The 15,304-nt window shown below is 64.6% G+C and carries 13 protein-coding genes; 6 read left to right on the top strand and 7 right to left on the bottom strand.

Annotated elements, in window-relative coordinates; all coding sequences use genetic code 11:
- Nucleotides 1-45 precede the first annotated feature (45 nt).
- Nucleotides 46-546 (top strand): RNA pyrophosphohydrolase, encoded by a 501-nt coding sequence (locus ACV1FX_RS34340; protein WP_473121974.1) that lies wholly within the window; start codon nt 46-48, stop codon nt 544-546.
- A 280-nt stretch (nt 547-826) separates the two neighbouring features.
- On the opposite strand, the gene ACV1FX_RS34335 is transcribed toward ACV1FX_RS34340, so the two are convergent.
- The 6 genes from ACV1FX_RS34335 to ACV1FX_RS34310 all read right to left on the bottom strand — a co-directional run bounded on the left by ACV1FX_RS34335 (nt 827) and on the right by ACV1FX_RS34310 (nt 7,791).
- On the bottom strand, nt 827-2,518 hold the full coding sequence (locus tag ACV1FX_RS34335) for an adenylate/guanylate cyclase domain-containing protein (protein ID WP_473121973.1): 1,692 nt from the start codon (nt 2,516-2,518) through the stop codon (nt 827-829).
- Nucleotides 2,519-2,659: 141 nt separating this feature from the next.
- The gene (locus ACV1FX_RS34330) at nt 2,660-3,067 is read right to left on the bottom strand and encodes a F0F1 ATP synthase subunit epsilon (RefSeq protein WP_473121972.1); all 408 of its coding nucleotides are present in this window, start codon (nt 3,065-3,067) and stop codon (nt 2,660-2,662) included.
- Between the two features lie 114 nt (nt 3,068-3,181).
- A complete protein-coding gene (gene atpD, locus ACV1FX_RS34325; RefSeq protein ID WP_473121971.1) occupies nt 3,182-4,624 on the bottom strand; it encodes a F0F1 ATP synthase subunit beta in 1,443 nt (480 codons plus the stop codon).
- A 49-nt stretch (nt 4,625-4,673) separates the two neighbouring features.
- Nucleotides 4,674-5,549, bottom strand: coding sequence for a F0F1 ATP synthase subunit gamma (locus ACV1FX_RS34320; protein ID WP_473121970.1), 876 nt, complete (start codon nt 5,547-5,549; stop codon nt 4,674-4,676).
- Between the two features lie 152 nt (nt 5,550-5,701).
- A complete protein-coding gene (gene atpA / locus ACV1FX_RS34315) occupies nt 5,702-7,231 on the bottom strand; it encodes a F0F1 ATP synthase subunit alpha (protein ID WP_473121969.1) in 1,530 nt (509 codons plus the stop codon).
- Nucleotides 7,231-7,791 carry a F0F1 ATP synthase subunit delta gene (locus tag ACV1FX_RS34310; protein ID WP_473121968.1) on the bottom strand — a complete coding sequence of 187 codons (561 nt, stop codon included), beginning with the start codon at nt 7,789-7,791 and terminating at the stop codon, nt 7,231-7,233. The genes atpA and ACV1FX_RS34310 overlap by 1 nt, the downstream gene beginning before the upstream one ends.
- A 648-nt stretch (nt 7,792-8,439) precedes the next feature.
- Here ACV1FX_RS34310 and ACV1FX_RS34305 point away from each other — a divergent pair.
- Complete coding sequence (locus tag ACV1FX_RS34305; protein ID WP_473121967.1) at nt 8,440-8,952, top strand: septal ring lytic transglycosylase RlpA family protein; 513 nt, start codon at nt 8,440-8,442, stop codon at nt 8,950-8,952.
- Between the two features lie 241 nt (nt 8,953-9,193).
- Here ACV1FX_RS34305 and ACV1FX_RS34300 read toward each other — a convergent pair whose 3' ends face one another.
- On the bottom strand, nt 9,194-11,407 hold the full coding sequence (locus tag ACV1FX_RS34300) for a primosomal protein N' (protein ID WP_473121966.1): 2,214 nt from the start codon (nt 11,405-11,407) through the stop codon (nt 9,194-9,196).
- A 112-nt stretch (nt 11,408-11,519) separates the two neighbouring features.
- On the opposite strand from ACV1FX_RS34300, the gene ACV1FX_RS34295 reads away from it, so the two are divergent.
- The 4 genes from ACV1FX_RS34295 (at nt 11,520) to ACV1FX_RS34280 (ending at nt 15,302) form a co-directional block, all read left to right on the top strand.
- A complete protein-coding gene (locus tag ACV1FX_RS34295; protein ID WP_473121965.1) occupies nt 11,520-12,485 on the top strand; it encodes a tyrosine recombinase XerC in 966 nt (321 codons plus the stop codon).
- Nucleotides 12,486-12,690: 205 nt separating this feature from the next.
- On the top strand, nt 12,691-12,942 hold the full coding sequence (locus tag ACV1FX_RS34290) for a hypothetical protein (RefSeq protein WP_473121964.1): 252 nt from the start codon (nt 12,691-12,693) through the stop codon (nt 12,940-12,942).
- A 112-nt stretch (nt 12,943-13,054) separates the two neighbouring features.
- Nucleotides 13,055-14,596 carry a sulfatase gene (locus ACV1FX_RS34285; RefSeq protein WP_473121963.1) on the top strand — a complete coding sequence of 514 codons (1,542 nt, stop codon included), beginning with the start codon at nt 13,055-13,057 and terminating at the stop codon, nt 14,594-14,596.
- A 112-nt stretch (nt 14,597-14,708) separates the two neighbouring features.
- The gene (locus tag ACV1FX_RS34280; protein ID WP_473121962.1) at nt 14,709-15,302 is read left to right on the top strand and encodes a DUF4337 domain-containing protein; all 594 of its coding nucleotides are present in this window, start codon (nt 14,709-14,711) and stop codon (nt 15,300-15,302) included.
- Nucleotides 15,303-15,304 lie beyond the last annotated feature (2 nt).

The raw sequence follows: 15,304 nt of genomic DNA, 5'->3' as shown, positions 1-15,304 counted from the left end.
CGAGCTCGCGCCTCGCGCGCCCCGGAATGACGAAGAAAGAGATCAGTGCCCGATCAAAAGCCTTATCGTCCCAATGTCGGGATCGCGCTGTTCAACGCCGACGGCCTGGTGCTGATCGGCCATCGCTTCCGCGGTGACGGCCCCGAGATCATCCTGCCCGGCCTCGACTGGCAGATGCCGCAAGGCGGCGTCGACGAAGGCGAGAACCTGCGCGATGCCGCCATGCGCGAGCTCTGGGAAGAGACCAGCGTCAAGAGTGCCGAATATCTCGGCGAGACCGACTGGTTCACATACGAATTCCCGCCCTATGACGGACCGCAGACCCACCGCTTGGCGAAATTCCGCGGCCAGCGCCAAAAATGGTTCGCGCTGCGCTTCACCGGGCGCGACGAGGAGATCGATCCGCTGACGCCGCGCAACGGCCAGCCCGCGGAATTCGATGCCTGGCGCTGGGAGCGCCTCGACCGTGTCGCCGATCTCGTGGTGCCGTTCCGCCGCGAGGTTTATCGCGCGGTCGCGCAGCAGTTTGCATCGTTCGGAAGCTAAAATGTCGAGAACTACCCCATGCACAATAGCCGGCAAACGCCGGCGCGATGCACGGTGGATTTTGAGAAGCCACTGACTCGCCCGGCAAAATCAGCGTCACGGCGCAATCGTTGCCACGCGTGTACTCCCTCTCCCGCTTGCGGGAGAGGCAGGGTGCTTCCGCAATCGAGTGTCCCTGAGTGGAAAAGCCCCCACCCGGCGCTTCGCGCCGACCTCCCCCGCAAGCGGGAGAGGTCGAGCGAGTCCGCGGCCCAATCGATTCAACTTAAGACATCTCGCCCTAGTTCGGCCCCACCGTGAACGGGCCGATGGCGATGACGTGGCAATCGCTGTCGCGCTTGGCGCAATCGGCGAGCGCGGTGTTGACGGCGCCCTGTTCGTCCGCGGACTTCAGGCCGAGGCCCGGACGCCCCGTCGTGCCGACGGCCACTGCATTCCAGCCCATCGCATCGCCAAGCTTGCGCACGACGTCGTCGCGCGCATCAGCCGCGATCGAGGCATTGCTCGCAGCATGGAAGAATCCGGTGACCTTGAACAGGCTCGGAATCGGCACGACGAAATTGTCATCGAGCGCGACGATGATGCAAGCCACCCCCGCAATCGCTCCGCAGGACTCCAGCGCGCGTCGCATTGCCTCGTCGGGTGACGGCGCGCCGAAAATCATGAAGTACTGAGCCGCGGCGGGCCCGAGTGCGAGGGCCCGCGATTTGGCCGCCGGGACGAACATGGTCTCGAGCCGTTGCTTGCCCTGATCGCGCAGCAGCGGCACATCCTTCGATGCGAATGCACGTTCGGTCATGGCGTCGTGGCGCATGAAGGGCTGCGGCGGCATTGGCGGCTTGCCGTGCGCATAGACCACATTGTTGCCGACCGCGTAGATCTCGCAGCGGCGCGGCGATTGCGCGGTATCGGCGCGCTTCTGGCATTGTTCGACGGCAGAGTTTCGAGCGGCGTCCTCACTCGGCTGATTGAGCGCGGCGCCGGTGAAGCCGCCGATGTTCAACGCGAACGCCTTGTAGTCACCGGCGGCCGTGTATTCATTACTCAGATAGCTGCGAACACGTTCGCTGACGAAAGGAACGGCGTCGGCCGGAAACTTGACGGCCGCGGCTGCGGGCGGCGATGGCGCCGAACTGGGCGACGCTGCGGCCGCCGCTGTCGGTGTTGCCGTCGGGGCCGCGATCGGTGTGCTCGCGGGTGCTTTGGCCGTTGAGCCTGGTGCGGTGCTGCCCGGCGTCGCGGGCACACTCGGCGCGGCGGCTGCGGTTGCCGCCGGCGGCGGGCTCGAGGTCGCAACGGCCGTCGACGACTGCTCCAGCTTGGTGAAGTAGAGAAAGCCCGCAACACCGATCGCGACGATGGAGACCACCGCGACCACCAGCGGCCACATCCAGTTCGGCGCCGGCGCGGCTTTGGCGCCCGGCTTCTTGACCTGCGGTGTCGAGTAACTTCCGTCCTCGCGGCGCATCGCGACCATGTAGGCGTGCACGGGGGTCGGAATGTTCTTGACCTCCTGCGCCCCGATATCGGCGAACTGCACCGAGAGCTTGTTGGCGACCTGTTCGTGCACTGCGCGCGAGACGCAGATGCCGCCGACTTCGGCAAGCCCCTCGAGGCGCGCGGCGATGTTGACGCCATCGCCGAGGAGATCACCGTCGCGCTCGACCACGTCGCCGATGGTGATGCCGATGCGGAACGACATCTGCCGGCTCGGCGGATAGGCCATGTTGCGGGTGCGCAGGGATTCCTGGATGTCGATCGCACAGCGCACCGCATCCACTGCGCTCGGAAATTCCGCGAGCACGGCATCGCCAGCGGTGTTGAAGATGCGTCCGCCGGCCTTGGCGATGAAATCGTCGACGACAGCCCGGTAGGACGCAAGACGCCGCAGCGTCTCTTCTTCGTCTTCCGCCACCAGCCTGGAATAGCCGGCAATATCCGCTGCGAAGATCGCCGCGATCTTGCGTTTCATCTGCACCAGCCCTGGAACTCCATTCCCGCGGGGAGAATGCCGCTATCGGCGGCGCGGTGCAACAAAGTTTCAGCGCCCGTCACGGCCGTGACGAGCGCTGAATTTGCTACAGTTTTTCGACGATCCGGCGATGGCGGACGGCTAGTGCATCGCCGTCGTGTTGAGCTGGCTCTGGATGTTCTTGTAGTGGTCGAGCCGCGCGATTGCGAGATCGAGCTCGCCGCCCTCCTTCTCGGAGAGCTTCTCCTGCATCTGCGTGATGGTGTCGGCGAACTGCGCCCGGTCGAGCTCGTCGATCGAGGTGGCGACGTCAGCGAGCACCGTCAGACGGTTGTCGGACACTTCGGCGAGACCGCCGGTTACGATGACCTTCTGCTTCTGACCGCCGGTGATAATGGTGAGGATACCCGGCCGCACCGCGGCCACCACCGGAGCATGTCCGGCGAGCACGCCGAAATCACCTTCCCAGCCGGGAATGTCGACCTGATCGACCTCGCCGGAGAAAGCGAGTTTTTCGGGAGAGACGAGATCGAAGTGGAAGGTGGCCATGGTGTTTCCGCTTGCTTCGGTTGTCACCCGCGGGCTTGACCCGCGGGTCCATCCGCTAAAGTTCTCTTTCGATGGATCGCCGGATCAAGTCCGGCGATGACGAGATGAGCAAGCTTAGGCGGCTTCCGCCGCCAGCTTCTTGCCCTTCTCGACCGCCTCTTCGATGGTGCCGACCATGTAGAAGGCCGCTTCCGGGAGGTGGTCATACTTGCCTTCGCAGAGACCGCGGAAGCCCTTGATGGTATCCGCGAGCTCGACGAACTTGCCAGGCGAGCCGGTGAAGATTTCGGCGACGTGGAACGGCTGCGACAGGAAGCGCTCGATCTTGCGGGCGCGGGCCACCGTCAGCTTGTCCTCTTCCGAGAGCTCGTCCATGCCGAGAATGGCGATGATGTCCTGGAGCGACTTGTAACGCTGGAGCACCTGCTGGACCATACGCGCGGTCTGATAGTGCTCCTCACCGACAACGAGCGGCGAGAGCATGCGCGAGGTCGAGTCGAGCGGGTCCACGGCGGGATAGATGCCCTTTTCCGAGATCGCGCGCGACAGCACGGTGGTGGCGTCCAAGTGGGCGAACGAGGTCGCGGGCGCCGGGTCGGTCAAGTCGTCGGCCGGCACGTAGATGGCCTGCACAGAGGTGATCGAGCCCTTCTGCGTGGTGGTGATGCGCTCCTGCAGCGCGCCCATGTCGGTGGCGAGCGTCGGCTGGTAACCCACCGCCGAAGGAATACGGCCGAGCAGCGCCGACACTTCCGAGCCGGCCTGCGTGAAGCGGAAGATGTTGTCGACGAAGAACAGCACGTCCTGGCCCTGGTCGCGGAAGTGCTCGGCGACGGTGAGACCGGTGAGGCCGACGCGGGCACGCGCGCCCGGCGGCTCGTTCATCTGGCCGAACACCAGCGCGCACTTCGACTTCACGCTCGGATCCGGATTGTGCGGATCGGCGTTGACCTTGGATTCGATGAACTCGTGATAGAGGTCGTTGCCCTCACGGGTACGCTCGCCGACGCCTGCGAACACGGAGTAACCGCCGTGCGCCTTCGCGACGTTGTTGATCAGCTCCTGAATCAGCACGGTCTTGCCGACGCCGGCGCCGCCAAACAGACCGATCTTGCCGCCCTTCGCATATGGAGCAAGAAGGTCGACGACCTTGATGCCGGTGACGAGAATTTCGGCTTCGGTGGACTGGTCGGTGTAGGTCGGCGCGTCCTGGTGGATGGCGCGCTTGCCGTCGGACTTGATCGGACCGGCTTCGTCGATCGGCTCGCCGATGACGTTCATGATGCGGCCGAGCGTACCGTCACCCACCGGAACTGCGATCGGCTGGCCGGTGTCGGTCACTTCCTGGCCGCGCACCAGACCTTCGGTCACGTCCATCGCGATCGTGCGCACGGTGGACTCGCCGAGATGCTGGGCGACTTCCAGCACCAGGCGGATGCTGCCGTTCTTGGTTTCCAGCGAGTTGAGAATGGCCGGCAGGTGGCCTTCGAACTGCACGTCGACGACGGCGCCCATGACCTGGGTGACGCGACCGACCGGGTTAGCTGCTGTAGCCATGAAGAGCTCTCCTTCGAAATTCTATACGTGAACGACCGTCGTTCGTGCCTCAGACCGCCTCGGCGCCGGAGATGATCTCGATCAGCTCCTTGGTGATCTGGGCTTGACGGGTTCGGTTGTAGATCTGGGTTTGCTTGCGGATCATTTCGCCGGCGTTGCGGGTGGCGTTGTCCATTGAGCTCATCTGCGCGCCATAGAACGAGGCGTTGTTTTCCAGGAGCGCGCGGAAGATCTGCACCGCGATATTGCGCGGCAGCAGGCGGGAGAGGAGCTCGTCCTCCTCCGGCTCGTATTCGTAGGACGTCGACGGCGCGTTCGCCGCCTTCTCTTCCACCTTCAGCGGAATGATCTGCTGCGCGGTGGGGATCTGGGCGATCACAGATTTGAACTGCGCGTAGAACAGCGTGCAGACGTCGAATTCGCCGGCATCGAAGCGGGCCAGCACCTTCTTGGCGATATCCTCGGCGTTGACGAAGCCGAGCTGGCGGACAGCGCGCAGATCCAGGTGCTCGACGATCTGCTTGTCGAACAGGCGGCGGAGCTGCTCATAGCCCTTGCGGCCGACACAGAAGAATTTGACTTCCTTGCCCTCGTTCTGGAGGGCGAGGGCCCGCTCGCGCGCCAGGCGCACGATCGAGGAGTTGAAAGCGCCGGACAGGCCGCGCTCGCCGGTGCAGACCAGCAGCAGGTGAACCTGGTCCTTGCCGGTGCCACCGAGCAGTTTCGGTGCACCGGGCGAGCCCGCGGCAGCGCCGGCGATGTTGGCGATCACGGCCGCCATCTTGTCGGCATAGGGCCGCGCCGCTTCCGCCGCCTGCTGGGCGCGGCGCAATCTGGACGCGGCGACCATCTGCATGGCCTTGGTGATCTTCTGCGTCGCCTTGGTGGAGGCGATGCGGACCCGCATGTCTTTAAGTGACGCCATTCTTCGTTCACCCCGGCGGTTCGACCTTTGCGATCAAGCCGCTAGCCTATCCCAGTCGTCATGCCCGGGCGCGTCCCGGGCATCCACGTCTTCGTCTGTCCACGCCGAAACGCGTGGATGGCCGGGACAAGCCCGGCCATGACGTTTCTTTCTTAAGCGAAGGACTTCGCGAAGCCTTCGACCACGGCCTTCAGCTTGGCCGCCGTGTCGTCCGAGAGGTCGCGGCTGTCGCGGATCGCGTTGAGGATGTCGGCGTTCTTGCCACGCAGCAACGACAGGAGACCGTCCTCGAAGGCGCGAACCTTGTTGAGTGGCAGCGGATCAAGATAGCCGTTGGTGCCGGCCCAGATCACGCAGACCTGTTCTTCCATCTTCAGCGGCGCGAACTGCGGCTGCTTGAGGAGTTCGGTCAGGCGCGAGCCGCGGTTGAGCAGGCGCTGGGTCGAGGCGTCGAGGTCGGAGCCGAACTGCGCGAACGCCGCCATTTCGCGGTACTGCGCGAGCTCACCCTTGATCTTGCCGGCGACCTTCTTGGTGGCCTTGGTCTGCGCGGACGAACCCACGCGCGACACCGACAGACCGACGTTCACCGCGGGGCGGATGCCCTGGAAGAACAGGTCGGTTTCCAGGAAGATCTGGCCGTCGGTGATCGAGATGACGTTGGTCGGGATGTAGGCCGACACGTCGTTGGCCTGGGTTTCAATGACCGGCAGCGCCGTCAGCGAGCCCGAGCCCTGGTCCTTGTTGAGCTTTGCGGCGCGCTCAAGCAGGCGGGAGTGGAGATAGAACACGTCGCCCGGATAGGCTTCGCGGCCCGGCGGGCGGCGCAGCAGCAGCGACATCTGGCGGTAGGCGACGGCCTGCTTGGACAAGTCGTCATAGATGATGACGGCGTGCATGCCGTTGTCGCGGAAGTACTCGCCCATGGTGCAGCCGGTGAACGGGGCGATGTACTGCATCGGCGCCGGGTCGGAAGCGGTGGCGGCGACGACGATCGAATATTCCAGCGCGCCCTGCTCTTCGAGCACCTTGACGAACTGGGCGACGGTCGAACGCTTCTGGCCGATCGCGACGTAGACGCAGTAGAGCTTGATGTTCTCGTCGGGCTGCGCGTTGAGCGGCTTTTGGTTCAGGATGGTGTCGAGCGCGATCGCGGTCTTGCCGGTCTGGCGGTCGCCGATGATCAGCTCGCGCTGACCGCGGCCGATCGGGATCAGGGCGTCGATCGCCTTGAGACCGGTCGCCATCGGCTCATTCACCGACTTGCGCGGAATGATGCCGGGCGCCTTGACGTCGACGCGCATGCGCTTGTCGGCCTGGATCGGGCCCTTGCCGTCGATGGGGTTGCCGAGCGCGTCGACGACGCGGCCGAGCAGGCCCTTGCCGACCGGCGCGTCGACGATGGCGCGGGTGCGCTTGACGGTCTGGCCTTCCTTGATCTCGCGGTCGGCACCGAAGATGACGACGCCGACGTTGTCGGTTTCGAGGTTCAGCGCCATGCCGCGGGTGCCGTTCTCGAACTCGACCATTTCGCCGGCCTGAACGTTGTCCAGACCGTAGACGCGAGCGATACCGTCACCGACGGACAGCACCTGTCCGACTTCGGAGACTTCAGCTTCCTGGCCGAAATTCTTGATCTGGTCCTTGAGGATCGCGGAAATTTCCGCGGCGCGGATGTCCATCAGCCTGCCTCTTTCATCGCGTGCTTGATCGAATTGAGTTTGGTGCGAAGCGAACTATCGATCATGCGGCTGCCAAGCTTGACGACGAGGCCGCCGATGATCGAGGGATCGACTTTCACGTTGAGCGCGACGTCCTTGCCGGTCACCGACTTGAGGGCGACCTTGAGGGCGTCGAGATTCTTGTCCGAGAGCGGCTCCGCGACGGTCACGTCGGCGGAAACCTCGCCTTTATATTTGGCGACCAGCGCGCCGTAGGCGCGGATGACGTCGACCACCGCGAACAGCCGGCGGTTGGCGGTCAGCACCTTGAGGAAATTGGCGGAAATGCCTGATATGCCGGCCTTGTCCAGCACCGCGGCCAGCGCCTTGGACTGGGTATCGGCCGAGAACACCGGGCTGCGGACGAGGCGCTTCAGATCGGCGCTATCGCTGAGCATGGCGCCGAACCGGTCGAGATCGGCTTTGACCGCATCGACCACATTCTGGTCGCGGGCCAGTTCAAACAAGGCCGTTGCATAACGGCCGGACACACCTGAAACGGACGTATCTTCTGCAGCCACAGACGCGCTCTTTATAGCTGTCAAACTCGCAAGGGAAAAACCGTCGCCACGAAAGCGGCGCCTAGCGATCCAAGCCCTTGGAATTCAAGCGGGACTTCGATTTTCGACCGACACAGGGAAGTGCCGGGCTCGTTAAAATCGGCGCTTTGCTAACATAGCAGGCGCGCACGTGCAACATGACGCCAACTTAAAGGCTGCGGCTCTCCGTCCCTGTTTTGGGTCACAGGTCACCCTCGGCCATGCGGGCGGCGCCCCGTTCCGCCGGCGCCCAAAGGCGACCGAGCGGGCGGCCCGACAGGAATTCGTTCCTGCCTTTTGCGCATAGCGGCCATGAACACAGCTCGCAGAGACGTGAGTCCGGCGGCCGCCGATTCACTTGGTCAATTACTTATCAAATTCTCAACGCGCCCGCTGATAACTTGGCTTTACAGTATTCGTAAGTATTCGATTAGTTAATTAATCGTTAACGACAGAGATAACAAAACATCCGAGGAATATCCGATCGGATAACAAGATGTCTCAACCCGACACATGACGAAATTACTGCCCAATTCATGCCGCATTGCGGCGTGAAACGCGCTACCGCTCACAAACTGATGGGGGCTCCACTGGCCACATGTGTGGCAATACTAGCGTAGGGACCAATAAATGTTGACATTGAAAACGCTGGGGTTTGCAACCCGGCCGCGGACGGCACTCGCTTTCGTCGCCGCCACTCTTGTCCTCGGTGGAACTGCCACCGAAGCATCCGCCAAATCCCGGCACCACCATTACCGGCATCACCACCGCCATCACGAAGCCGGCACCAGCGACACCTCCAACAACATGGGTTCCTGGATGAATGCCAACGCCTCCGTGGCGCCCTCTTCGGGTTCCGGCCACAGCTTTTCCGGCATGGCCTCCTATTACGGCAACGAGTCCGGCAGCCGCACAGCGTCGGGCGCACGCTTCAACCAGAACGCCATGACCGCGGCGCACCGTTCGCTGCCGTTCGGCACCAAGCTCCGCGTCACCCATGGCGGCCAGAGCGTCATCGTCACCATCAATGACCGCGGCCCGTTCGTTCGCGGCCGTGTCCTCGATCTCTCCACCGGCGCTGCCCGCGCCATCGGCCTGACCGGCGCCGGCGTCGGCCGCGTGACGGCGGAAGTCGTCTCCTGACGCGTCGTCCGACGCGCATCTCTTAGGCGAGCCCGGCAGCTTCATCGTCCGCAACGGACCGTGTGAAACTTGCTGCGTTCGAAACAAGCCCGCCGTCTTGGGGGACGGCGGGCTTTTTCGTGCGCTCGTCATTGCAAGGACGGTGTTGATCGATCGCGCGGTGCGTTCCGTCCCCCCTTGCGGGGGAGGGGGTGCAGGGTGCCTTGTTGGGCCAACACAACAACAGGGATGGATCGCGACGCTACAAAAAGCTCTGCGGGTCGACGTCGGTCTCGAGCTTGAGATTGCCTTTCGGCTTCGGCGCCACGGCAAGCCAGTTGCGCAAATAGTCCGAGAGATCGAAGCCGCGCGCGGATTTCACCAGGATGCGGAAGCGATAGCGGCCCTTGATCACGGCGAGCGGCGCTTCGGCGGGGCCCAGCACCTTCACGCGCTCGTCGCGCGGCGCCAGCGCAACGAGGCGGCGCGCAAAGCCTTCCGCACTCGGGCGATCGCCCGCGGAAATGATCAGGCCCGCGAGCCGTCCGAACGGCGGATAGAGCGTGCGCTCGCGCAGATCGATCTCGCTGTTGTAGAACGCCTCGCGATCGCAGGCGATCAGCGCCTTCATCACGGGATGCTCGGGCTGATGGGTCTGGAGATAGCCGACGCCGCGGCCCTGCTCGCGGCCGGCGCGGCCGATCACCTGGTTGAGCAGCTGCCAGGTGCGCTCGGCGGCGCGCGGATCGCCGTTGGAAAGGCCGAGATCAGCATCGACCACGCCGACCAGATTGAGCCGCGGAAAATTGTGGCCCTTGGCCACGAGCTGCGTGCCGATGATGATGTCGACGCGGCCCTCGGCAATGTCGTTCAGCTCCGAGCGCATGGTCTCGATCGAGGTGATGAGATCGCTCGACAGCACCATGGCGCGGGCCTGCGGGAACAGCGCAGCCGCCTCCTCCTGCAAGCGCTCGACGCCGGGCCCGACCGCGACCAGCGATTCCTCCGCCGCGCAATGCGGGCAGGCGTTCGGCCGCGGCATCGAGAAACCGCAGTGATGGCAGACCAGCCGCTGGCGGAATCTGTGATCGACCAGCCAGGCATCGCAGATCGTGCAGGCAAAGCGATGGCCGCAGGCCCGGCATAGCGTCAGCGGCGCGTAGCCGCGGCGATTGAGGAACAGCAGCGCCTGCTCGCGCCGCTCGATTGCGGTCTTGATCTCGCCGGCGAGCCGCGGCGAGATGAAGCGGCCGCGCGCGGGCTGCTCGCGGCGCAAATCGATCGCCTCGATATGCGGCATGTGCTGGCCGCCGAAACGCGAGGGCAGCGCGATGCGCTGGTAGCGTCCCTTGCGCGCATTGACCTCGGACTCGACCGATGGTGTCGCCGATGCCAGCACGATCGGAATCTTTGCGATATGCGCCCGCACCACCGCCATGTCGCGGGCGTGATAATGCACGCCGTCGTCCTGCTTGTAGGCCTGGTCGTGCTCTTCATCGACGACGATGAGGCCGAGATTGGCGTAGGGCAGAAACAGCGCCGAGCGCGCGCCGACCACGACCGACGCGCTGCCTTCCGAGATCGCCGCCCAATTGCGCGCGCGGGTGCGCGGCGTCAGTTCCGAGTGCCATTCCAGCGGCCGCACGCCAAAACGTTGCGCGAAGCGATCGAGAAACTGGCCGGTAAGCGCGATCTCCGGCATCAGGATCAACGACTGCTTGCCGCGGCGGATGGTTTCAGCCACCGCCTCGAAATAGACCTCGGTCTTGCCCGAGCCGGTGACGCCGTCGAGAAGGGCGACATGAAAGGTGCCGTTGGCTGCGAGCGCGCGCATCGCATCGACCGCGGCGCGCTGCAGATGCGCGAACTCCGGCTGGCCGTAGGCGGGATCGGGCGCCGGCGGTGGTGGCGGCGGCGGCAACGGCTCGACCGTGAGCGTGCCTTCGTCGACGAGGCCATCGATCACCCCGGCCGAGACGCCCGCCTCCTTCACGACATCGGACTTGCCGTGCAGCAGGCGATCCGACAGCACCTCGATCACGCGCAGCCGCGCCGGCGTCAGGCGCCTCGGGGGATCGCCGACCAGCCGCACGCCGGCGCGCGTCCGCTCGGGGCCGAGGTTCTCGCCCATGCGCAGGCACATGCGCAAAACCATGCCGCGCGGACCGAGCGTATAGTTGGCGACCCAGTCGACCAGCGCGCGCAGCTCGCTCTTCAGCGGCGGAACATCGAGCTTCTCGCTGACATCCTTCAGACGGTTGTGCAGGCGCGGATCCGGATTGGCGTTCTCGGCCCATACCACCGCCAGCACCTCGCGCGGGCCGAGCGGCACACCGACGAGATCACCCACCTTCAATTCCATGCCGCGCGGCACGCGGTAGGAATAGGTCTGGTCGAGCGCGACCGGCACCAGCACGTCGACCATGCGGGTCGATGTGGCCTGGGGAGCGGTCGTGCTGCGCGACGAATGATCCATGGACGGAGAATCGGAACCTTGGGGCCTTGAAGCTAGCGCCGTGGGACGGCCTTAGCGAACAGTAAACGGGTCTGATGCGATATACTGAGCGGAATCATTACGTCCAGAGCGCATGAGCAAAGCGGCCGCCCCACAAATCCAGCTCGCGAGCGCCGATCCTGACATCGCGCAGGAGATGATGCGCTGGCTGTCGCACCTGGGTGCCGAGCGGCGGCTGTCGCCGAAGACGCTGGAGGCCTATGCCCGCGACCTGAGGCAGTGCCTGGATTTCCTCTGCACCCATTGGGGCGAGCGCGTGACGCTGAAGCGCTTTGCTGCGCTCGAGGCGAGCGACATCAGAGCCTTCATGGCAATGCGCCGCGCCGACGACGTCGCCGGCCGCTCCTTGATGCGCGCGCTTGCGGGGCTGCGCTCGTTCGGCCGTTTTCTGGAGCGCGAAGGCAAGGGCAAGGTCGGCGCGCTCTCCGCGATCCGCGCGCCGAAGGTGGCCAAGAGCCTGCCGAAGCCACTGCCGATGGTTTCGGCCAAACGCCTCACCGATGCCGACGAACGTGCCGGCGAAGAACGCGAGACCTGGATCCTCGTGCGCGACGCCGCCGTGATGGCCCTGCTCTACGGCTCGGGCCTGCGTATCTCGGAAGCCCTCGGGCTGAAGCGGCGCGACGTGCCGCGCCCCGGCGAAGGCGACGTGCTCGTCGTCACCGGCAAGGGCAACAAGACGCGCATGGTGCCGGTGCTGCAAAACGTTCTGGCGCTGGTCGCCGAATATGTCGCGATGTGCCCGCATCCGCTTCCCGCCGAAGGCTCGATCTTCGTCGGCGCGCGCGGCGGTCCATTGAGCCCGCGCATCATCCAGCTCGCGATGGAGCGCTTGCGCGGCGCACTCGGCCTGCCCGACAGCGCCACGCCGCATGCGCTGCGGCATTCCTTTGCCACGCATCTTCTGTCGCGCGGCGGCGACTTGCGCGCGATCCAGGAATTGCTCGGCCATTCCTCGCTGTCGACCACACAGGTTTATACCGGCATCGATTCCGAGCGGCTGCTCGAAGTCTACGCCAGCGCGCATCCGCGGCGCTGAGCATTATTTCTGATTATTTCCAGGACGGTTTGTTCTTCGAAATTGGCGTTGCGACGATAGATGCACAAAAGTCACATACGCCTGTCACACTTCGTTTGATGGACAAGATTTAAGGTTACGCCTTCTGGTGGAATGCTACGCTCTGTAGCTGTTAGCGGTCCTGGCGCGTTCTGGCCGGACCGCCATTGCAGTGACGGGGCGTTCAATGAAGAAAAACAGCTCTCCAATGGTGATCGTTGGGCTGCTCGCCGGCCTTGCCGCGCTGATGCCGACCAACGCCTATGCCTATCTGGATCCCGGCACGGGGGCGTTCGCCGTGCAGGGTCTGATCGCCGCCGTTGCCGGCGGCCTCATTGCCATCCGTTCCTATGGCAAGCGAATCCTGGGCTTGTTCTCCCGCTCCAAGACATCGCCGGAGGTCTGGTCCAGCGGACCTTCCTCCGACCGTGATGCGTGATCCAGGCTCGTTCCGCGATCCCCACCAAACATCCGAATCGTGCAGCGGCCCGAGCTGACGCCCGGCGGCCGCACGCCGTAAGAACTCGAAAAGACTTGCGGGCTGAACCGGCATGCCTCTGCGCATCGACGACACGTCCGGCCTGCTCCGCGCGCTGCCAGCCGCCGTCATCCTGTCAACCGTTCCGCTGCTGGACTTCTACGCCGCGAATATGGCCGAGCTGACGAGCCCGACGCGGGTGCTGACCTACGCAGCCGCCACGCTCGCCGTCGCGGCGCTCATCGCAACCGGCCTGGCGCTGCTGCTGCGCCGGATTGCACTGTGGCGGATCCTGCTCGCGACCGGATTGATGGTCTTCGTGTTCTTCGCCTACGATGTCGGCCTGATCCATCGCGAGCTGAAGGCCCATCTCGGCGAATCCGCGCCTGCGGTCTGGACCGCGGTGACGATCGGCACCGGCGTCCTCGCGCTGAGCCTGCTGCGCGAGCCTGCGACCATCACGATCTGCCTTGCCGTGTCCATTGCATTTTCGGCGCCGTCACTGGCGCGCATCGCGACGATCCTGACGCGGGAGCGCAGTGCACAGGCGCTCACCACCGATAGCAGCGAGCCGGCGGCCAGCTTCAGGATCTCGCCCAATATCTACTGGATCGTGCTGGACGGCTATCCGCGGCAGGATGTGCTCAAGGAGGAGTTCGCGTTCGATAACAGCGACTTCATCCGGTCGCTTGCCGCGCTCGACTTCGTCGTCCTCGGCAAGAGCCGATCGAATTTCCCGTCCACCATCAACTCGATCTCCAGCACGGTCAACGCCGACTACACCGTCGAGGGCGAGGGCGACGCGCTCAAGCCGTTGTCGACGGAGAAAATGCAGGCGCTGGTGCGGGGCAAGAGCCGGACGGTGTCGCGCCTCACGGCAGCCGGATACACCTACGTCCACTTCGAGAACGGCTACGACTATCTGACGCAATGCGCGCCGGACGTTCCGAAATGCATCCGAGGCAATCTCGGGCTCGACGAGCTCGACATCGCCATCCTGTCCAACACGCCGATCATCGATCTCGTTCTCAAATACCGGCAGGCAGCCCCGTTCGCATGGGGCGGCGTCGACGATCTGACGGCGAAGCTCGCGGCGATCCGTTCGACGCCATCGCCGTTCTTCCTGTACGCGCATGTGCTGGCGCCCCATCCGCCGATCCGCTTCACGGCGGACTGCGGCTTCCGTACCGCCGATCCGGACCTCCAGCTCTGGATTCCGGAGAACCGTCCGGCCTTCATCGATCAGCTTCGCTGCACCAATTCGCAGGCGCTGACGCTGTTGCAGCGGATCGTCCGATCCGATTCCAGCGCGCTGATCATCCTACAGTCGGATCACGGGAGCGCCTTCCGGGGTCAGTTCAAGCAGCCGCCGACCGATTGGTCCGATGCCGACCTGCATGAAAGGTTCGGCGCTTTGGATGCGATGCGACTTCCGGCGCAGTGTCGCGCGGCCGCAGTCGACGACCTCACGCTCGTCGACACATTCCCGCTGGTGTTCTCATGCCTTGCCGGCAGCCCTTTCGAGCGACGTTCTCCGCGATTTTTCGTAACGCCGTATGACGACACAGCGGATTTCGGCCGCGCCGTCGAGTATCCGTCGGAACGGGTCAGATGAACGGTGGATAGCGTGGGCAGCCGCGGGCATGCGGCGCTGCTCGGTGCGGCTTTACCTCTTGCGCAGCTCGCGCGGTTCGGTCAATCGTACGCCCGGATCCAGGAGGGATATTATGAGCGCACACGAAAGCATGGAGCATGCGGAGCATGCCGAGCACGCATCCGGCGAGAACAAGAAGATCGCCCTTCTGATCGCGGTGCTGGCGCTGTTCCTTGCGATCTCCGAGACGCTCGGCAAGGGTGCGCAGACCGAAGCGATCAGCAAGAATGTCGAGGCCGCCAATCTCTGGGCATTCTTCCAGGCCAAGAGCATTCGTCGCACCGTGGTGCAGACCGCCGCCGAGCAGGGCAAGCTCACGCTGGGCTCGGCCACCGAGGACGCCGCCAGAGCCGCGGCGCAGAAGCAGATCGACGACTGGCAGAAGACAGCGGCGCGCTATCGCTCCGAGCCGGAGACCGGCGAGGGCACCGAACAGCTCGCCGAAAAAGCAAAACACGCCGAGCATGAGCGTGACGAGGCGACCGCCAAATATCACCACTTCGAGCTGGCCTCGGCCGCCTTCCAGATCGGCATCGTGCTGGCCTCGGCCACCATCATCACCGGCATCATTGCGCTCGCCTATGTCGGCGGCATCCTGACCCTCGCCGGCATGGTGATGACCGCGCTCGGCCTGTGGTGGCCGCACCTGCTGCATCTGCACGGGTAAGG

This window comes from Bradyrhizobium ingae (assembly GCF_055791185.1).
This window is presented reverse-complemented; position numbering and strand designations above follow the sequence as displayed.